The 19,013-nt window shown below is 36.3% G+C and carries 18 protein-coding genes, 2 tRNA genes and 1 CRISPR repeat array; of the genes, 17 read left to right on the plus strand and 3 right to left on the minus strand.

All coding sequences use genetic code 11. From position 1 onward, the window contains the following. Nucleotides 1-7 precede the first annotated feature (7 nt). From MOO45_RS02890 to MOO45_RS02930, 9 genes are all read left to right on the plus strand, one after another. A complete protein-coding gene (locus MOO45_RS02890) occupies nucleotides 8-796 on the plus strand; it encodes a distal tail protein Dit (protein WP_249514888.1) in 789 nt (262 codons plus the stop codon). Then, nucleotides 784-2,775: a phage tail spike protein gene (locus MOO45_RS02895; RefSeq protein ID WP_249514889.1), complete on the plus strand. Its 1,992-nt coding sequence runs from the start codon at nucleotides 784-786 to the stop codon at nucleotides 2,773-2,775. The genes MOO45_RS02890 and MOO45_RS02895 overlap by 13 nt, the downstream gene beginning before the upstream one ends. A 15-nt stretch (nucleotides 2,776-2,790) precedes the next feature. Then, nucleotides 2,791-3,012 carry a hypothetical protein gene (locus MOO45_RS02900; protein WP_249514890.1) on the plus strand — a complete coding sequence of 74 codons (222 nt, stop codon included), beginning with the start codon at nucleotides 2,791-2,793 and terminating at the stop codon, nucleotides 3,010-3,012. Then, nucleotides 3,012-3,176: a hypothetical protein gene (locus MOO45_RS02905; RefSeq protein ID WP_249514891.1), complete on the plus strand. Its 165-nt coding sequence runs from the start codon at nucleotides 3,012-3,014 to the stop codon at nucleotides 3,174-3,176. Before MOO45_RS02900 ends, MOO45_RS02905 begins: the two co-directional genes overlap by 1 nt. Beyond that, nucleotides 3,176-4,225, plus strand: coding sequence for a BppU family phage baseplate upper protein (locus MOO45_RS02910; protein ID WP_249514892.1), 1,050 nt, complete (start codon nucleotides 3,176-3,178; stop codon nucleotides 4,223-4,225). Before MOO45_RS02905 ends, MOO45_RS02910 begins: the two co-directional genes overlap by 1 nt. 11 nt (nucleotides 4,226-4,236) lie before the next feature. Further along, nucleotides 4,237-5,352, plus strand: coding sequence for a BppU family phage baseplate upper protein (locus MOO45_RS02915; protein ID WP_249514893.1), 1,116 nt, complete (start codon nucleotides 4,237-4,239; stop codon nucleotides 5,350-5,352). Nucleotides 5,353-5,498: 146 nt separating this feature from the next. Continuing rightward, nucleotides 5,499-5,744 carry a hypothetical protein gene (locus MOO45_RS02920; RefSeq protein ID WP_249514894.1) on the plus strand — a complete coding sequence of 82 codons (246 nt, stop codon included), beginning with the start codon at nucleotides 5,499-5,501 and terminating at the stop codon, nucleotides 5,742-5,744. Then, nucleotides 5,728-6,120 (plus strand): holin, encoded by a 393-nt coding sequence (locus MOO45_RS02925; protein ID WP_249514895.1) that lies wholly within the window; start codon nucleotides 5,728-5,730, stop codon nucleotides 6,118-6,120. Before MOO45_RS02920 ends, MOO45_RS02925 begins: the two co-directional genes overlap by 17 nt. After that, nucleotides 6,107-7,069 carry a peptidoglycan recognition protein family protein gene (locus tag MOO45_RS02930; protein ID WP_249514896.1) on the plus strand — a complete coding sequence of 321 codons (963 nt, stop codon included), beginning with the start codon at nucleotides 6,107-6,109 and terminating at the stop codon, nucleotides 7,067-7,069. Before MOO45_RS02925 ends, MOO45_RS02930 begins: the two co-directional genes overlap by 14 nt. Nucleotides 7,070-7,260: 191 nt before the next feature. Here MOO45_RS02930 and MOO45_RS02935 read toward each other — a convergent pair. After that, nucleotides 7,261-7,344: transfer RNA gene (locus MOO45_RS02935), tRNA-Leu, on the minus strand. 58 nt (nucleotides 7,345-7,402) lie between these two features. Here MOO45_RS02935 and MOO45_RS02940 point away from each other — a divergent pair. Then, entirely contained in the window at nucleotides 7,403-8,245 is an 843-nt protein-coding gene (locus MOO45_RS02940) for an NAD(P)H-hydrate dehydratase (protein WP_249514897.1), read from the plus strand. Nucleotides 8,246-8,281: 36 nt separating this feature from the next. Here MOO45_RS02940 and MOO45_RS02945 read toward each other — a convergent pair. Next, nucleotides 8,282-8,352 (minus strand) — tRNA-Gly (locus MOO45_RS02945). Between the two features lie 81 nt (nucleotides 8,353-8,433). Between MOO45_RS02945 and MOO45_RS02950 the strand changes: the two genes are divergently transcribed. The 7 genes from MOO45_RS02950 to argS all read left to right on the plus strand — a co-directional run bounded on the left by MOO45_RS02950 (nucleotide 8,434) and on the right by argS (nucleotide 18,083). Beyond that, nucleotides 8,434-9,279 carry a YitT family protein gene (locus tag MOO45_RS02950; protein WP_249514898.1) on the plus strand — a complete coding sequence of 282 codons (846 nt, stop codon included), beginning with the start codon at nucleotides 8,434-8,436 and terminating at the stop codon, nucleotides 9,277-9,279. Between the two features lie 130 nt (nucleotides 9,280-9,409). Continuing rightward, a complete protein-coding gene (gene cas9, locus MOO45_RS02955) occupies nucleotides 9,410-12,823 on the plus strand; it encodes a type II CRISPR RNA-guided endonuclease Cas9 (protein WP_249514899.1) in 3,414 nt (1,137 codons plus the stop codon). A gap of 226 nt (nucleotides 12,824-13,049) precedes the next feature. Next, on the plus strand, nucleotides 13,050-13,946 hold the full coding sequence (cas1, locus tag MOO45_RS02960) for a type II CRISPR-associated endonuclease Cas1 (protein ID WP_249514900.1): 897 nt from the start codon (nucleotides 13,050-13,052) through the stop codon (nucleotides 13,944-13,946). Nucleotides 13,947-13,970: 24 nt separating this feature from the next. Then, nucleotides 13,971-14,279: a CRISPR-associated endonuclease Cas2 gene (gene cas2, locus MOO45_RS02965; protein WP_249515139.1), complete on the plus strand. Its 309-nt coding sequence runs from the start codon at nucleotides 13,971-13,973 to the stop codon at nucleotides 14,277-14,279. Continuing rightward, nucleotides 14,276-15,301 (plus strand): CRISPR-associated protein Csn2-St, encoded by a 1,026-nt coding sequence (gene csn2-St / locus MOO45_RS02970; protein ID WP_249514901.1) that lies wholly within the window; start codon nucleotides 14,276-14,278, stop codon nucleotides 15,299-15,301. Before cas2 ends, csn2-St begins: the two co-directional genes overlap by 4 nt. Nucleotides 15,302-15,315: 14 nt before the next feature. Next, nucleotides 15,316-15,879: a CRISPR direct-repeat array (repeat unit 36 nt; unit sequence GTTTTTGTACCCTTAAAGATTTAGTAATAGTAAAAC). 98 nt (nucleotides 15,880-15,977) lie between these two features. Beyond that, on the plus strand, nucleotides 15,978-16,100 hold the full coding sequence (locus MOO45_RS08120; protein WP_260524458.1) for a hypothetical protein: 123 nt from the start codon (nucleotides 15,978-15,980) through the stop codon (nucleotides 16,098-16,100). A gap of 279 nt (nucleotides 16,101-16,379) precedes the next feature. Further along, nucleotides 16,380-18,083: an arginine--tRNA ligase gene (gene argS, locus MOO45_RS02975; RefSeq protein ID WP_249514902.1), complete on the plus strand. Its 1,704-nt coding sequence runs from the start codon at nucleotides 16,380-16,382 to the stop codon at nucleotides 18,081-18,083. 53 nt (nucleotides 18,084-18,136) lie between these two features. Here argS and MOO45_RS02980 read toward each other — a convergent pair whose 3' ends face one another. Then, nucleotides 18,137-19,003: an RluA family pseudouridine synthase gene (locus MOO45_RS02980; RefSeq protein WP_249514903.1), complete on the minus strand. Its 867-nt coding sequence runs from the start codon at nucleotides 19,001-19,003 to the stop codon at nucleotides 18,137-18,139. Nucleotides 19,004-19,013 lie beyond the last annotated feature (10 nt).

Below are 19,013 nucleotides of genomic sequence, written 5' to 3' on the forward strand. Positions count from 1 at the left end.
GGCAGTTATGTATGAGTTTAGAGATTTAAGTTCAAATGATAGTTTGAATGATAATTTACCTGCTGAAGCGATGGCTTTTCAACGATATGGGCAGTTTGATTATTTAGAAGACTTGATACCAGGCTATAGAACACTACAAGTAACGGGGCGTGAGCTAACTGCTTATAAATTAACAGAAGAAACACCAAGCGGAATGGATGGCTCAATTGTTACTAACCAAGTTTGGCCAAGCCGAGATATCAAGATTAAATACTTGCTTAATAGCGATACACCATATGATTTTCGTCAAAAATATAATAAATTGATGTACTTTTTAAGTAATCAGACTTTAACTTTTAATTTCAAAGATGAAGCTGATTACTTTTTTTACGGTGGTTTGAGTGATGTTGATACCCCTGAGGGAGGGCAGTCGGAAGTGGTTTCTGATTTCACACTCCATTGCCCGTCTCCATGGAAGTTTAGTGACGTTAAGTCACTGACGGTAAGTGATGGGCAAACAATTAATGACCACTATCTGATTTATCCAGTCGTCCCTGAAAGTATTAGTTTTACTTCCACAAAAGCAAACTTTCAGTTTCAAAATGTAACTAGTGAACAAACATTTGGGTTAAACACGGCTCATACAAATGTGGTTCTAGCCCCGAATACTGGTGAAGTTAGTGCTAATGGTCAGTTAATATTGAATGATATCGTGCAATTTAGTGAATTGGAGCAATTGAAAATTAAGAATGGTGATCAGATTAAGATTACAAATGGTAGTTCGGCAGTTATTCAGTATCGGAGATGGCTACTTTAATGGGAACAACACTGTTACTTTTAAATAAAAATGAAGAAGTCACTAAGCGAATCCCGCCCAAAGACCTAATTGAGTTGTTTGAAACTCAAGAATTACGGTCTAATGATCAATTAGAAGGTACTTTATTAGCTAAAGATTATATGGCAGATTTCGATGACGCCAAATATGTTGGTGTGGAAATTAAAGATACCCGTGAGTATCACATTTATGCGCTGACCAGTTGGAAAGTCAATAACGACCACCAGATTACCTTTAGTGGGATTGACGAGGCTCATTTTGAATTAGATGCTGATGGTTTTATTCAAGACCGCCGGTTTGTGATGAACGACTTTGCTAAGGTGATTCACCCCATTTTTGAAGACAGTCGGTGGGAGATTCGGTCAATTCCCACTGAAATCCCCGTGGGTACGATTAATTTTTATTTTGTCAGTCGGTTAGCGGCGTTAAAAGATGTAATTGACACGTTTGACGTTGATGTGGGTTTTAGTTATGTGATTGAAAATAATCAAATCACGCATCGTTATGTCGATTTCTTTAATTCCATGGGCAAAGATAGTGGCAAGCGATTTGCCTATGGGTCAAATCTGTTGTCAGTGGTCAAAGAAACTTCTACCACTGATTTATATACCGCCGTCGTCCCCCGTGGTGACGGGATTGCCAAACAAGATGAAGACGGCAATGATACCGGGGGATATAGTCGTAAGATTAATATTGCCGATGAAGTCTGGTCGAAAGCCAAGGGAGATCCCGTGGATAAACCACAAGGTCAACTCTATTTGGAAATTCCCGAACGCACCGCTCAATTTGGTTATCCAACGGGGCGTCCGAAAGTGCTAATTAAGGACTATGACGGTATTAAGGATACAACTGATTTAATTAGGCAAGCGTATCTTGATTTGAAGGATATATCACGCCCCAAAGTGCAATTTACCAGTGATGTAATTAACCTTGGCACCGTTAGTTTGGGTGATGCAATCACCATTATCATGCCCCAATACCAGATTGAATACAAAACGCGAATTTTCAAACTCAAAATTGACTTAGTCACAAATACGCGTTCGGTAGCGGAATTTGGTGATTATGTGGTTAAAACGGCAGGTCAACGTGCTTATGATATGTGGCTGAAACAAAAGAAACAACAGGATAATCAAGATGATGTTAATCAAGGTTTGAGTAATACGATTGACCAAAATAAAGACGACCAGGACGAGATTAATCAGAATCAAGACCAAATTAATCAAGATACCACGGATAAAATTGATCAAAATCAGGAGATTCAAGACACAATTAATCAACAGCTGGAAGCGGCTGATCAAGAAGCTCAGAAATTAATTGAACAATGGCAGCAGCAATTAACCGACCAAATTAATCAAGCGCAACAAGATATTGGTGATTACATTCAAGGCCAAGATCAACTTGGTGAAATTATATTTACAGGTAAAAATATGCTACCCACTAGAGGCAATATTTACAATATTGTGGCCCGCACGTCACTTGATAGCGGTAAAGGTCAGTTAATTTTCAACTCCAATGGCCTCGGATATTACGACGGCAATCGTTTAGTCAAAACCGCAGTTACCAACGATGGACGAGTATACGCTGATGCCATTACGGGCAATCAAATCACTGGTTTAACCATTAATAGTGGCACGCTTAAAAGTGGTCAGATTAGTGCTGCCAAAATTGATGGTTCGTATATTACGGGTGGGACGATTTACGGTACCAATATCAGCGGTGGAACGGTTACTGGTGTCAAGATTCAAGGTGGCACGATTAGCGGCAATACTACGATTGCATTAGGTGGAACACGAATTACTAGTTACGGTATTTCTGTTCCAGAGTTAACGGTCACGGGTGAAATTAATGGAGTTCAAGCCATAGGCGTCAGTGATCATATGTACCTCGGCCAAAAACAATTAACTTGGGATGGTTATTATCTTTATTATGGCGACCACCAAATAGCATTTTCAGAAAATTAGGGAGGATAAATTTGCATGTTACGGAAACAAGAAAAAATTATTAATTTAACTGGACAATCTTTAGATGAAAATAAAAATCGATTAGCAACTTTTAGCGCTGTGATTTATTCCGATAGTAATCACTATTCAATAACGCAGTCCGTAGACGCCGTTATTGATGGACAGAAAAAACAGGTGGATACCGATTTTAAAGAATTTAAAGCGAGTGTTGAAGCTGTACTAGATGGAGGTCAATGATGGATTATCAAGCAGTTGCTACCAAATTAGCGATTAAGGTAGCTAATTTGGAATTAGCTAATTCAATCTTGGAATCAAACAACGACGCACAAGCCCAAGTTATTAATGATCTAAAGTTGAAACATCCTGGAGATTTTGACAGCGATGAGACGGGAGGTAATTAATGTCCAAAGTATTTAATTTGAAGTTAAGTGTTGGACAACAACACTTTGGCGAAAACAGTCCCGTGATTATTCGTCAAAACGATGTTGGTACCCAAATTAGTGCTCAAATTCTAACTGATGATAGCACTCCATATGATTTAACTGATTGCACGATTACTTTTAATATACGGATCTGTGGCGGAGAAGCGGTAACCATGGAGCCAGCTACAGTTGTTGATGCCGTCGATGGGAAGATCAATTATTCTTTAACAACCGATGATAGTAAGTACGCAGGGAATGCCGAAAATGCTTATTTTCGAATTGAAAATACCAAAACGAGTGTAATTGAAACCACTGGGCAAGTGGATTTGCGTGTGTTAGAAGCAGCGATGATTACTGATGATGATTACATTATCAAAGTTAGCGATTTCAAGCATAAAACCAAAGGGGATTTTGCTATCAATCCTAATTTGATTGGTATAAGTTGGTTTGTTTATGCTAATAAGGATGAGTTGTATTTACAATGGCCCTCAGATGAAATTTCACAAAAGTTATATGATAAATTCAATAATCCTAAGCCAGGGGTTAACATTTATGAGATTAATAATGAACGTAGTCGCTATATTATTTTTGCTTTTAAAATACCGTTAAATACAACCAAAATTTTGGTCAAAAATTTTGATCCAATTCTTCCATTTGGGAAAACTAGATCTATTGTTAAATTTACCAAAAAAGATAATTCAATTAATCCAGGTGGTTTCAATCTACATTACATTCAAATATACGATATAGATTCCGCTACTAAAATTCCAGGGATAAATATGCTTGAGAAGAATATAAATGGTGACGTGATGAATTTCTCAATAGATTTAACAATTAATCCAGATGTTTTAACTTTAGATAACTATTTTCTTTTGGCAACGAGTATTGGTACAAAAAATCGAAAATATGCCTCATATAATGAATCACAAGGTTTTAGACTAGACAATCCTTCTCAAAATTCAATAAGCGAAGGGCTAACTTGGTTACCGTCTCAAATAGAGGTGATTAGCTATGTTTTACCCAAATGAGGAGTGATAATATGGCGAAAATATTTAGTGTTAACTTTAACTTGTCACATAAGTACAGCGGTGAAAACAATCCTATAGTTATTCGCCAAAACGATGTTGGTACGCAGATTAGCGCTCAAATTCTAGTTGATGACGATACTCCATATGATTTGACAGACTGTAATATCACTTTCAATCTCAAACTTCAAGGTCACACAGCTGTTCTAAATGAAGAAGTTCAAATTACAAATGCTAAGCAAGGTTTAGTAAATTATCTTTTCACATCTAAAGTTACAAAATTTTCGGGTTATGCTAAGCATGCATATTTTCAAATTAGTGATTCAAAAACCAAAGTAGTTGAATCGACTGGTGATATTGATTTAAAAATTTTGCCTAGTTTTCCTATATTGCCAGATAAGGACGATAATTTTAAAACAGAGACATTTAAAATAATTAATGGTTCTGATGGTTTTGATAATAATATTAATTTGATTACTAATTGGGATACTTATAACTATTTGTTCCCAGTATTAAATTCTACTACCCCACAACCGTTAGTTACTAATTCTGACATCTATAAAACTTTTCGTGATAATCAGCAATCTGAAAACTTTTTTCAATTTATTAGTAATAATACCAGCCCTATCGTGGTATTTGCGTATGCTTTGAAAGTACATCCTAAAGCTTCCAAAATTCGGATTAGTAATATGGGAAATATTATAGGCAATGTTCTTTTCACAGGCAAATGCAATAGCTTTGGATTAACTGACAAATATGGAATTGTTTACTATGATTGGATGCGGCGTTACGCCAAAAAGATTGTCCCAATAAATGCTCTCTACTTTAATGGTCAAGATTCTTTAGATTATCCAGAGGTTACAACTTTATCAATTGATGAAAATGGGAATGCGGATTCAATTGAGGTTGATCTTACCAAAAATAGAAGATTATTAACCACTGATAATTATTTTATGCTTTATAGTAATGATGTGGAAAATACCAAAGATTATATTAAATATCAAAATTTAGATCCCAGGCTGGGCGATTTGGAATATGAAAATCCACATGATAAAAACCCTCATATTTTATATCACTATTTTTGTATTTATAATCCCCAATTAGAAATCACTAGCTATTACAAAGACTAACTCAACAATCAGTTGGGTTATTTTTTTACACAAAATTAAGGTGGTGATGTATATTGCATGTATTTTTAGGTCTAAGTTGGGATGAATGGGCTTCAATCTTAGCGATTCTAACCGGATTATGTGGCTTGATTATGTGGATCTTCCGCATGGCTTCTAAATCAATTGTTGCACCCTTGACAAGGTCACTGAATCAACTAAGTCAAACGATTCAAAATTTCAAGCAGGATTACAAAACAGATTATTCTAACGTCCAAAAGCAGATTAGTGATGTCCAAGCACAACTGAATGAACAACAAGAAGAAATTGACGAGTGTAAAGAATCAGAGGTTGATCAGGATAAGCGACTTACAATTATTGAATATGAAAGAGGCAAACATGGATTGGATAAATAGTTTAAATTTAGGTAGCAGTATGGAAATAGTTTTAATCGGAGCATTGTGTTTGATGCTGACACAAGCAATCAAGCAAACCAAATTAAATAATCATTGGCTACCGTGGGTAGCTATGGCATTAGGAGTTTTAATTGCCTTATTAGTGGGCGCAAGTCAAGGCGATACACATTATTGGTCACTAATTATTTTAGGCTTATTAATTGGTGGATTTAGTGCAGGTTTATTTGATGGCTTCAAGGCACCATTTCAAGCTTATCAAACTAATAAATCTACTAATAATGCTCCAGAAACACCAGTGCAATGGCAACCCAGTTCAGCCCAGCTAAACGAAAGTGCCAAAGATGAGGGGAGTGTGCCGAAAGATGCAAATCAATAAAGATTATGTATTAGGAGATAATGAAGGGGATGCTCGTACCGCGCAAAATTATTATGTTATTTTGCATGAATCGGGTAATGCCAACGATTGTAATGATCCAAATGCTATTTTGCATGAAGTGCAATATATGCGCAATAACTACAACAATGCTTACGTTACCCATTTTGTGGGTGGCGGCGGTCAAGTCTATCAGATTGGTGAGCCGGGATATGTATCGTGGGGAGCTTTGTCGGCTAATCCGTACGCCCCGGCACAGATTGAATTGGCAGAAACTAATGATCCAGAAACATTTAAAAAAGATTATGTAGCATATGTAACTTTAGCCCGTGATTTGGCTAATCAGTATGGCATTCCTTTGACCTTGGATGCGGGTGGTGCAGGAACACCTGGTATTAAATCCCACCAATGGGTGACAAATAATTATGATGGCGATCATGTTGATCCGTATCCTTATTTTAGTAAGCACGGTATCACTCAAGAACAGTTAGCTCATGATTTGGCGAATGGTATAGCTGAACAAACAGATACTATTAACAATGTGATTACTGTTGACGTGGGTTCGGATGGTGTTTCTACTGTTTTATTTAATAAAACTGATCCATTGGATACTACTTGGTGTTCGCACGGATCGTCATGGAAATCTTTTGGAATTATCGGTGATAAATTAAATCGTCCGATGTTCAAAGTTGCCGAAGATATTTATATTCCACAACGCTGTACCACTTTGAAAAACATTGTTCAGATAAATTATGCAGCTGGTTATGGTGTCAATGCAGTGGACAAGAAGGGCAAAGAACTTCCGGGTACTAATAGTAAATTTAAAGCCGGTACAAAATGGGCTACAGAAGATAAATTATATAATTTGCCTAAAGTTGGATTAGCTTATAAAGTTTCTACTAATGAATATATTGCTGTTAAATATCAGGTGGGTTCTGGATTTCAAGGATAGTAAAAAGCCTCCCAAGGGGAGGTATACATAGTTTTAGATAAAATGTTCATTTTGAACAAATTTATTCAGTATTAATAATTCTTGTGTTTAAATTTTTCTTCGGTACAATGAAATCAGTGGTCTTCAAATAAGTCATGGTGAACATTTGGTGAACAAATTGCTTTGAAAAGTTGATTTGTTAGGTATTAGAATGCCGTTGACAGGAGTCGAACCTGCACATGGAAACCCATACAGCGACCTGAACGCTGCGCGTCTGCCAATTCCGCCACAACGGCTTTACAAATAATTATTGTACCAAACTTAACGATAAAAGTAACTAGGAATTTGAAGAAAATGATAAAATTGACGACTGAAATATTAAAACAGGTGATTCAAGTTAGACCGAATAATTCTTACAAGGGGACTTTTGGCAAATGTTTGCTGATTGCCGGCAGTGCTCAATATGGCGGTGCGGCGTTGTTAGCTTCGTCAGCAGCGGTGTATTCAGGAGCGGGATTAGTGACGTTAGCCACGGATCCAATCAATTTTACTAGTTCTAAAACACGTTTGCCTGAAGTAATGAATTTAGATTTAAAGCAGTCAAAATTAATTTTAGAGCTGGCAAAGCAAGTACAAGTCGTAGCATTTGGTCCCGGACTGCTAATTAATGAAGTTAATAGTCGATTGTTGGAGAAAATAATTGAGCAGATGAAGCCAGAACAAACTTTAATTTTAGACGCTAGTGGGTTTGGAATTATCAAAACTTTCCAAGTCAACTTAAAATTATTGCAAGCGCAATTGATTTTGACACCACATGTTGGTGAATGGCAACATGTCAGTGAGTTGGCAGTTTCGCAACAAACGTCCAAGAATAATCAGCGGCAATTAGATTTATTAACGCCAGCTGGAGCGGCATTAGTTTTAAAGGGTGCGCCGTCACATATTTATTTTAGCCAAACAGAGACCATTTTTGAAAATACTTTGGGAACGCCGGCCATGGCAACTGGTGGGATGGGTGATGCTTTGACCGGTATTTTGGCAGGTTTTGTAGCTCAATTCGGTTGGCAACCAGAAGTTGTTTTAGCAGCCGTGTTTGCGCATAGTTATCTAGCCCAAGAGTTGGCGCAAAAGCAATATGTTGTATTACCAAGTCAGTTGGTTCAAGCGTTGCCAATATTTATGAAACAATGGGAATAAAAATAGCCATCCTCTGAACTAGAAGATGACTTACGAAGCGGATGACGAGAATCGAACTCGCGACGCCAGCTTGGGAAGCTGAAGTTTTACCATTAAACTACATCCGCAATATATTTAAACATTATACACCTTTTGGTGAAAAATGGTTAACTTTTTTTGATATTTAATGTTCTATCAGGCATAATAATATGATGATGATAAGTAAAAAGAAGTACTTCAAAAAATCACTCCGAATTTTAGGCGTTTTGATTGGCTTGGAATTAATTGCCGTGAGCGTTGCTATGTTTTTTGACCCACACAAAATTGCTGCTGGTGGGGCGACGGGTATTGCTATTTTAGTCAAAGAAGTTTGGCAGGTTCCTTTGTCCTCAACATTATTGGTGGTTAACGTTTTGATGTGGATTTTAACCATGATTTTTTTGGATAAAGTTGCAGCCGCCAAAATTACTTTTGGGAGCATTATTTTGCCACTTTTCTTAGCCTTGACACCCAATTTGATGATCATCAAAAATCCGCTATTGTCTGATATTATCGGTAGTATCGTGTTTGGCGTTGGTTTATCAATTATTTATCGTTCAGGTTATTCATCTGGCGGGACCACAGTGCCACCAATGATTTTGAATAAGTATTTTCGGATTCGTAACGCTAATAGTTTGTTTGTGATTGATGGGATCGTTTGTCTTGGAAATATCTTTGTGTCAGGATTTGAAAATTTCTTCTTATCGATACTATCAGTTGGTATTTCCACGATCGTGATGAATTATATTCAAACTGGTCTGGATAAGAAGTTGGTGGTTTACGTGATGAGCGAGGATCATCAAGAAGCAATTCAACAATCTTTGGAAGAAAAGTTGGCGGTTGGTAGCACTGTCTTTGATGTGCGGGGTGGTCATTCAAATAAGCAAAAAGAAATGTTGATGATCGTAACGGACACACAAAATTACGCCACTTTGCTGGATTTAATTTTTGACCTTGATCGAGAGGCTTTTGTGTTAGCAGATAGCGTGGCAGAAGTGCATAATGGTAGTTTTTAGCGAAAAATGTTTAAGTTGGATTAACAGTTTTATGTTAATTCAACTTTTTTAATTTTACTAAAATATTTCCAACCATCGGCTAACTTTTTTTGATAAAATAAGCGTAGTTTATTGAAAACGGGTGATTAGTATGGCACGAAGATTGAGCTTAGGGTTAGATATTGGTGTTTCATCGGTTGGTTTTAGTGTTTTAGATCACCAATCGGGCCAAGTTTTGGAATTGGGTTCGCGCTTATTTAATGCTAGCGTTTCTGCAGAAAATGAGACACGTCGAAGTCAACGTGGCAATCGTCGCTTATTGCGGCGTAAGCGTCAACGTCGGATTGATGTTGTCAAGTTATTTGCTGAATTTGGTTTGATTGATTTACCAGCAAATCAAAATTTGGAAGATATTTATTACTTACCATTTGATCAGAATGCTAATCCATATGAGCTACGCGTTCAGGGATTGACGGAACAATTGACCAAAACAGAGTTGGCCACGGCCTTATATCAGTTAGTTAAGCATCGGGGAATTAGTTTTGATCTGGAAGATTGGGAAAGTTCTAGTGATTATGCGCAAAGCTTAAAGGTTAACGAAAAAGATTTGACAGAGCAAACGCCCGCTCAAATTCAATTGAAACGTTTTCGAGATTTAGGCCAAGTTCGAGCACAAATTCATTATCATGAGGATGATCAAGAACAAGTTTTGCTCAATGTGTTTCCAACGGCAGATTTTTTAAGCGAGGCCCAAAAAATTATTGCAACGCAGCGTCAGTTTTATCCGGAAATTTTGACGGATGAATTTGAAGCAAAATATTGCGCGATTTTAAAGCGTAAACGTGAATATTTTAAGGGACCCGGGAGCGAAAAATCACGGACTGATTACGGTGTTTTCAAGGAAAACGGTGAGACGGTTGATAATTTATTTGAAGAATTAATTGGTCATGATGATGTTTATCCAGATGAGTTGCGAGCTTCGGCGGCTTCTTATACGGCACAAATTTATAATGTTTTAAATGACTTGAATAATTTAACAATTGTTTCATATGAAGATGGCAAGATGCCACAAGAAGGTAAGCAAGAAGTTATCGACCGTTTAAAGGCAGCAACTGGCAACATTGCGACTATAAAGGTAATTAAGCAGGTTGCTAAATGTGAGGATAGTGATATTCGTGGTTATCGGACGAATGAAAAGGACAAACCAGATTTACATTCCTTAGCAATTTATCGTAAGATGCACAAAGATTTTCTGAAAGATAATATTGATATTACGACTTGGCCAGCTGATTTTATTGATGATCTAAGCTTTATTATGACATTGAATACTGAAGATGGAGAAATCCGTCGGCAATTGCAACAACGCCTACAACCTAAGTATGATTTGTTAACGGATGATTTGATTCAAATTATTATTGACCATAAAGAAGCATTTAAGATTACGACGAATAATAAGTGGCATCGGTTTTCGCTCAAAACTATGCGGCAACTAATTCCTGATTTATTGGCACGCTCAGTGGAACAAATGACTTTATTACATGAAATGGGTTTAGTCAAAAAAGAGCAGCATCGTTTTCAAAATGATAAATATTTGCCTTATCAGCGTATTACGGAAGATATTTATAATCCAGTGGCGGCTAAAGCAGTTCGTGAGGCGCTCAAAATTACCAACGCTGTCCTCAAAAAATATGGTCATTTAGATTATATTGTGATAGAAATGCCGCGAGATGATAATGAAAAAGATAAAAAAAAGCAGATTGAAAAGTTTCAAAAGGAAAATAAAAAAACCAAAGACAAAGCTTTAGTAAGTTTTATAGAAGCAGTGGGTAGCAAAGCCTCGGTGGATCAAGCTTTCAGACGACAGGGTACTAAATTATATGATATGATTCGTTTTTGGTACGAACAGGATGGTCGTTGCTTTTATAGTGGCAAAAAAATTGATCCTGATGATTTACTCACGAAGCCTGGAGAGTTTGAAATTGATCATATTATTCCACAGTCGATTTCTTTTGACGATAGTTTGAACAACAAAACACTTTGTTTCAAGGATATGAATCAGGGCAAAGAAAAAAAGACACCGTACGAATTTTTGAATGAGGGCAAGGGTCAAGGCTGGGATACGTATAAAGCTCAAGTTATGGCCGATAAGAAAATTGGTAAGTTGAAACGAGCTAATTATTTATTTATGGGTGATGTTAGTGATGTTGAGGTTCGAAAACGCTTTATTAGTCGCAATCTGGTAGATACACGTTATGCATCGCGCGTTGTGTTGAATAGCTTACAAGAATTTTTCAATGAAAAAGCAATTAATAAAAATCAAAGTCAGACGCAAGTCACCGTGATTCGAGGAAAATTCACTTCTAATATGCGTAAACATTGGCATTTAACAAAATCTCGTGAGACGGATCATCACCATGCAATTGATGCTTCAATTATTGCTGCGACACCCTTTTTAAAATTATGGAAAAATGGAGGGAGTATTTTTCCAGTTAAGGTCAGTGAGAATCTGATTGATATTGAAACTGTGGAAGTTTTGACTAATACTGAATATAGTAAAAACTTGTTAGATTTACCGTATAGTCATTTTGTGACTGATTTATTCAAGATTGAAGATCGTGTGCAATTTTCTCGCCAAGTGGATAAAAAAATGAATCGGCGAATTAGTAATGATACGCTTTATTCGGTTCGTGATGGTCAATTAGTCAAAGATAAGCAAACAACTCCATATATAATCGCAAAAATTAAGGATATTTATTCGGTTGACGGATATCAAGCTTTGAAAAAAATATGTGAGAAAGATCCGACTAAGTTGTTGATAGCACAAAATGATCCGCAAAGTTTCAAAAAAATACAAGCTGTTATGGATGAATATTGTGACAAAATTGAAAAAACAGATCAATCTGGCCAAATCAAAATGGTTCCAATTAGTCCCTTTGAACTGTATCGGCGTGAGCACGGTTATTTGACTAAATATGCTAAGCATAATAATGGGCCGATAATTAAACAGTTAAAGTATTATGACAAAAAAGTTGGCATTCACATTGATGTCACACCAAGAAATGTTAAAAATAAACAAGTGATTTTACAATCACTCAATCCTTGGCGGACAGATGTTTATTACAATCAAGAAACTGATGAATACCAGATTATGGGAATTAAGCATTCTGATTTAGATGAAATTGCCGGTGAACGTGGTATTCGTAAAGGAAAATATTTACAAATTAAAGAGTACGAACAAATTAGTCCACAAACACAATTCGTATTTTCACTTTACAAGAATGACCGGATCAAAGTTCAAGATCCTGAAACAGGAGAGCAGATAGAATTATTGTTTAGATCGCGCAACAATTCCAATAGAAATTACGCTGAATTTAAGTTAATTGAATCTTTTGATGTTCTTGAAGATCGTAATTTGCCGATTTATGGCAATGTCAAAAAAGGTAAGCAAATTATCAAACGTTTCGCGCCAAAAGGATGTAAAGTTTGGAAAGTTAACACAGATATATTGGGGAATCCATATTATCTTTCGCGGGAAGGAGCTGCTCCCAAAAATATTCTTGATTAATTTTATTTAAGATGTTATATTAATTTTTGTAAGGGACGCCTTATATGTTTGAACGTTCAGGCATTAGTTTTACTATTGCTAAGTCTTTAAGGATCTACAGAAATAAGGGTTTATCCCGTATTTACCGCTTTCGGGCGGTTTTTTTGTGCCTTGAATTATGTGCTTGTCTTATTTTAGTAAACGTTTTATGATAATTATTGTAATCGCTTTATAAAGGAGGCTTAATATGGGGTGGCGCATTGTACATATTAAAGAAGGCGAACTATTACGACTTAAATTAGATAATGTAGAAATTGTTAAATTGTCTAAAAAAGTTTACGTTCCATTGTCAGATATTAATATGATTATTTTAGAGGGAAATCGTACTACAATTACAACGAAACTGTTGGTGGGCTTGAGTCATAATAATATTGGTTTAGTGATTTGTGATGATAAGTACTTGCCAGTCGGGATGTATCTGCCATATGGGCAATATCATCATGCTGCTAAAAGGGTGATTGAGCAAGCGCAGTGGACTACGGAACAAAAAGCGATCATGTGGCGGCAAGTGATTGGTCAAAAAATGAAAAATCAGGTGGCGTTTGCTAGATATAAGGGTATTGAACAGGAACGCTTAGAGATAATGGAACATTTAATTGTTGAACTGACTGACGGGGATTTGACTAATCGTGAAGGACATGTTGCCAAGGTTTATTTTGACTCATTATTTGGTAATTCTTTTACGCGGGATGATGAAGTTTTAGCCAATTATGCCATGAATTTTGGATATGCGATTGAACGTTCTTGCGTAGCACGTTGTGTGGTGGGTGATGGTTTGAATTCAATGCTAGGTATTTTTCATCACAATGAGTTCAACAGTTTTAATTTAGCAGATGATCTGATGGAACCTTTTCGACCGTTAATGGATTATTGGATTGATAAGCAAGTTTTAGCGCAAGATGATTATTTAAGTTATGAAGCTCGGATAAAACTTATTGACTTCATGAATCAAACGATGATCATTAATCGTCAGCAAATGTCGATGGATCATGTCATGCAATTATTTGTTCAGTCGTTTATTACTGCGATGACAACTAATGATCCGACTGCACTATTGGAAATTAAGTTGCAAGATTTTATATAGGAGAATCAGGTGAAATATCAAAATATGCGCTTATTATGTATGTTTGACTTACCCATGGAAACAAAGAATGACCAACGTCAATATCGGATTTTTCGCAAAGCTTTATTGAAAAATGGTTTTACAATGTTGCAATATTCAGTTTATTATCGGACACTGCCGAATCGCGCGGCTGGTAAAAAATATGAACACGCAATTCAAACTTTTTTACCGATGCATGGTGAAGTTCGCCTTGTGGCTGTTAGTGAAAAGCAATTTAACGATATGAAAATTTTGGTTGGTAGTCGGAGTCAACAAGAAGCTTTGGTAGGCAGTAAAAAGTTGGTGCAAATATGAATTTAAAATTAGAATACCATGATGGTAAGTATATTGATGTCGATTTGGATCAATTTTTGTACTTTACGGGTCCCAATAAAAAGTTGCTTTGGCAAGTTTTTCGGAGCTTTTATTATTATCAGCAAAAAGTGCGTGAAGATTTGGCTAACATTTATGGTGATAATGGCATTGAAATTTATTTGAATCAAGAAAAATTGGTGTCAGCTCATAATCATTTTTATTTTATCAATAGTCGAAATGCGATTTATCAACAATTAAAATATCAAAAAGCTTCTTTATTATTTAATTTTTTGAATCAACAAAGCAATGAACCAGATATTGTCCAACATATTGAACGATTAAATAATGAGTTATATCAACTAACATTTGTGCTGCAGGATTATGTTGATTCGTTTGCCAACAGTTTGCAAGTTGATTTGGAAGATTTGAATTATTTGCAGTTATTAAAGGATCATCTAACGCTGGGGTATCAAGAAGATCAGCAGATGACGCCTTTAGAATTGATGAGTACCGATGAATTAGTAGATGAATATGTTAATTTGTTGCGATTGTTTGCTCAAGACAATTCTGATAATTGTTGGTTAATTTTGTACAATTTGCCAAGTTATTTGTCGCAATCAAAAATTCACGAATTACTTCAGGGATTAAAAGAAATTACGCAAACAACGAATTTAAAAGTTATTTATATTGCTAACGATTTGAAAGCTGTTAATCTGACGCAAGAGGATATTGAAAATATTGTATTAGTACACGATCAGGCTGAGCAGCTGCCAAATTATGATACTTTGCATGAAACTTTGGCTCAGCATTATCCTAATGAAATGAAAATTACAGATTGTCGATTACTGTCAATTTTGCAAAATATTTTGCCATTAGTAGGTTATCCAAAAAAAGTTGACTTAGCTCCACAGGATTTGATATTGTTAAAAGTAATGAATGAATTATCGGGATATGAGACGTCATTTAATTCTGACGATTTTTCATTAACGAGTGCAGAAATTTCATTCTTAAAAAGAGATTAATTTTTAAATTTGAGGTTTTTGTACCCTTAAAGATTTAGTAATAGTAAAACCGACCCTACAGTTAGCGCTGAAGCCTTAGGGTTTTTGTACCCTTAAAGATTTAGTAATAGTAAAACATAAAAATGAATTGATAGGGTTGTACGGGTGTTTTTGTACCCTTAAAGATTTAGTAATAGTAAAACGTAATTTGGTTTGTCTGACATAGGCATCTCGTTTTTGTACCCTTAAAGATTTAGTAATAGTAAAACGTAATTTGGTTTGTCTGACATAGGCATCTCGTTTTTGTACCCTTAAAGATTTAGTAATAGTAAAACCTAAATAAATTAAGTATGCGGTCGCTAAAGGTTTTTGTACCCTTAAAGATTTAGTAATAGTAAAACACCAGTCCTAGCGTGGTATTTGCTTATGCTGTTTTTGTACCCTTAAAGATTTAGTAATAGTAAAACCCGGGGGAAGCAATAATAGCTACAAGGTTAGTTTTTGTACCCTTAAAGATTTAGTAATAGTAAAACTTTTGTGTCATCAGCGGTGAAGGTCTTTCTGTTTTTGTACCCTTAAAGATTTAGTAATAGTAAAACATTGAAAGAACATATGGTTAATAATTGTTATTTTTATCTTGACATTTTCTGGATAACCTAGTAAAATTCCTTTAATTATTCTTAAGGAGGTAATGAACATGAATAAATTACGTATTCAACTTGATACAGCTTCACAAACGTTCATTGCCGTTGATCCAAACAGAAATGTAAGTGGACAAGGCAAGACCATTCAAGAAGCAATTGTACAATTAAATAGTTGATGGAAGATAGAAGAAGGCTTTTTGGCTTTCTTCTTTTCTCTACTTCTTGAAATTATGTTTTAAATACCTTAGAATAAGCAGGTGCATAGAGTTAAAGCATGATTGATTATTTTAGTGAGGTTGTTGGTAGTGAAAGGCAACTATAATCAAATGCTGTCGTGTCTTTGCAACATAATAAATTAATTAAAAAGTGGATTACTAATCAATTAGAGTGGTACCGCGGGTTAACTCGTCTCTTTCATTTTCAATGGAAGGGACTTTTTTAATGTGGAGGATTTAATGGATATACAACAAGCAAAAGTTGCCGTACAAACAGCATTGCAACCAGTGTTAACGGATTTAGGTTTGACAGCTGAACAAATTTTGAGTTTGATTGAAGTGCCTAAGAATTCGCAAATGGGCGATTTTGCCTTTCCAACTTTTCAATTGGCGAAGCAATTGCATCAAGCACCAGTGCAAATTGCCCAAAATTTAGTTGAGCAATTGGATGCTAGTGCTTTTGCTAAGGTAGAGGCTCAGGGACCTTATATTAACTTCTTTTTGCAGCGTTTTGATGTAGCTCAAACAACAATCCAAACCATCTTAATGCAGCAACAGGATTACGGTTCGACGACGCAAGGGCAACGACGAACGATGGTTTTGGATATGTCATCACCTAATATTGCTAAGCCGATGTCGATGGGACATTTGCGTTCCACAGTGATTGGCAATTCTTTGGCAAATATTTTGGCCAAATTAGGTTATCAACCAGTTAAGATCAATCATTTGGGCGACTGGGGGACACAATTTGGTAAATTGATGGTTGCTTATAAAAAATGGGGTTCCGAAGCCGAAGTTAAAGCGGATCCGATCACAAATTTACAAAAATATTATGTTAAATTTCATCAATTAGATAAGGAACATCCAGAATTAGATGATGAAGCACGTGAATGGTTCAAAAAACTAGAAAATGGCGATTCCGAAGCAACACATTTGTGGGAATGGTTCCGAACTGAGTCACTGAAAGCTTTTACCAAAGTGTATGATGAGTTGGGGATTAATTTTGATTCTTATAAAGGTGAAGCTTTCTACAATGACAAAATGGACGCGGTGGTTCAAGAGTTAGCGGACAAAGGTTTGCTAGAAACTAGTCAAGGTGCGAAAATTGTGGATTTGGGGGAGCAATTGCCGCCAGCCATGATTAAAAAATCTGATGGTGCCACTTTGTATATTACCCGGGATTTGGCGGCGGCTATTTATCGTAAGCAAACATATGATTTTGACAAGGCTTTTTATGTTGTGGGGAGCGAACAAAGTGTGCATTTTGCGCAACTGAAGGCTGTGTTAACAAAGTTAGGTTATACTTGGGCGAATGATATCGAGCATATTCGTTTTGGTTTAATCACTTCGGGTGGTAAAAAATTATCCACACGTGCGGGTCGTGTGATTTTGTTGGAAGATGTTTTGCACGATTCAGTGGAATTGGCGCAGCAACAAATTGCTTTGAAAAATCCAAATTTGAAAAATAAAGAGCAAGTCGCTCACGATGTTGGCGTTGGAGCGGTGATTTTCCATGATTTAAAAAATAATCGGACAGATAATTTTGATTTTCAGTTAGAAGAAGTAGTGCGTTTTGAAGGAGAAACAGGTCCGTATGTTCAATACACGCATGCACGGGCGATGAGTATTTTGCGCAAAGCTAATTATCAAGGTCAGGTCGCGGCGTTTGATGCGGCAACTCTAGACGATAATGCTTGGAATATTGTGATGAATTTGGCACATTTTCCCGAAATTATTCAACAAGCTGCGCGGCAAAAAGAACCGTCATTGATTGCTAAATATGCTTTAAAATTGGCTAAATCGTTCAATCATTATTATGCACATACTAAGATTTTGGTGGAAGATGACCAATTAGCTAGTCGGTTGAATTTGGTGCAAGCTGTCGCAATTGTGTTGACAGAAGCATTAGCTTTATTAGGTGTCCAAGCACCTGACGAAATGTAAAAACGGATATAAAAAGAGCTGAAAGCTAGTATTTTTCAGCTCTTTTTAATTTTTTAACGTGTCAGTGCCAAGAAACTAGTCGGAATAGTCGTTTGGATAGTTTGCATTTGCCAAGTAAAAGGTTGTTGATAGGTTAATTGATATGCGTGTAAAAATAAACGTGGGGCTGTTTGGCAACTGTACAAGGGGTCACCTAAAATTGGTGTTCCTAAAGCTTTCAGATGAACACGTAATTGATGTGTGCGTCCCGTTTCTAATTGTAATTTGACTAAAGCCCAACTAGTGTTGTGTTGTATAATTTGATAATGTGTCATGGCACTTTTTCCGGCTGGATCAATTTGACGTTTGCGTTGATCTGTTGGATCTCGTCCGATGTTGAAATCAATTGTACCCTGGGGGTCCATTTGCTTTTGGTAGGGAATCACTGCTATATAAGTTCGCTGGAGTTGTTTTAAGGCTAATTGACGTTCGATAATAGGTACAATCAGCGGATTCTTACCAACCATGATTAAACCGCTGGTCATTTTATCTAAGCGATGCAACATAAGTGGTCCGCTTGGCAAAATCGCTGCTAAATGGTTAAATAAAGTTTGAGATTCATGCGGTTGGTTTGGGTGTGTTTTGATGCCGGCGGGCTTGTTGACGATGATTAAATCACGATTTTCAAAAATAATTGGACAATTTGGAAGGCGATGTGGTTGATAAGTTTGCGAATGAATTTGCGCCGCGAATGCCAAGTCAATTTGCTCCCCGTTATGGACTAGTTGATTGAATGATTGGTAATGACGGTTCACTAAAATTGAGCGATTAATGCGCAATTCGTGTTGCCATTTACGAGGTAAGTACCAGCTGGTTAATAATTGTCGTAAATTCATTACTTGGGGCATGTTTTGTAAAATTAAGTGTCGTTCAAGGATCAAATTAAACCCT

The organism is Bombilactobacillus folatiphilus (assembly GCF_023380265.1).
Classification (GTDB): Bacteria; Bacillota; Bacilli; order Lactobacillales; family Lactobacillaceae; genus Bombilactobacillus; species Bombilactobacillus folatiphilus.

Coding starts and splice junctions, on each gene's coding strand:
- MOO45_RS02940 (WP_249514897.1), top strand. CDS start 7,403: ATGATAAAATTGACGACTGAAATATTAAAACAGGTGATTCAAGTTAGA.
- argS (WP_249514902.1), top strand. CDS start 16,380: ATGGATATACAACAAGCAAAAGTTGCCGTACAAACAGCATTGCAACCA.
- MOO45_RS02905 (WP_249514891.1), top strand. CDS start 3,012: ATGGATTATCAAGCAGTTGCTACCAAATTAGCGATTAAGGTAGCTAAT.
- cas2 (WP_249515139.1), top strand. CDS start 13,971: ATGCGCTTATTATGTATGTTTGACTTACCCATGGAAACAAAGAATGAC.
- MOO45_RS02915 (WP_249514893.1), top strand. CDS start 4,237: ATGGCGAAAATATTTAGTGTTAACTTTAACTTGTCACATAAGTACAGC.
- csn2-St (WP_249514901.1), top strand. CDS start 14,276: ATGAATTTAAAATTAGAATACCATGATGGTAAGTATATTGATGTCGAT.
- MOO45_RS02950 (WP_249514898.1), top strand. CDS start 8,434: ATGATGATGATAAGTAAAAAGAAGTACTTCAAAAAATCACTCCGAATT.
- MOO45_RS02920 (WP_249514894.1), top strand. CDS start 5,499: ATGGCTTCTAAATCAATTGTTGCACCCTTGACAAGGTCACTGAATCAA.
- MOO45_RS02890 (WP_249514888.1), top strand. CDS start 8: ATGTATGAGTTTAGAGATTTAAGTTCAAATGATAGTTTGAATGATAAT.
- MOO45_RS02895 (WP_249514889.1), top strand. CDS start 784: ATGGCTACTTTAATGGGAACAACACTGTTACTTTTAAATAAAAATGAA.
- MOO45_RS02925 (WP_249514895.1), top strand. CDS start 5,728: ATGGATTGGATAAATAGTTTAAATTTAGGTAGCAGTATGGAAATAGTT.
- MOO45_RS08120 (WP_260524458.1), top strand. CDS start 15,978: ATGAATAAATTACGTATTCAACTTGATACAGCTTCACAAACGTTCATT.
- MOO45_RS02930 (WP_249514896.1), top strand. CDS start 6,107: ATGCAAATCAATAAAGATTATGTATTAGGAGATAATGAAGGGGATGCT.
- cas1 (WP_249514900.1), top strand. CDS start 13,050: ATGGGGTGGCGCATTGTACATATTAAAGAAGGCGAACTATTACGACTT.
- MOO45_RS02900 (WP_249514890.1), top strand. CDS start 2,791: ATGTTACGGAAACAAGAAAAAATTATTAATTTAACTGGACAATCTTTA.
- cas9 (WP_249514899.1), top strand. CDS start 9,410: ATGGCACGAAGATTGAGCTTAGGGTTAGATATTGGTGTTTCATCGGTT.
- MOO45_RS02910 (WP_249514892.1), top strand. CDS start 3,176: ATGTCCAAAGTATTTAATTTGAAGTTAAGTGTTGGACAACAACACTTT.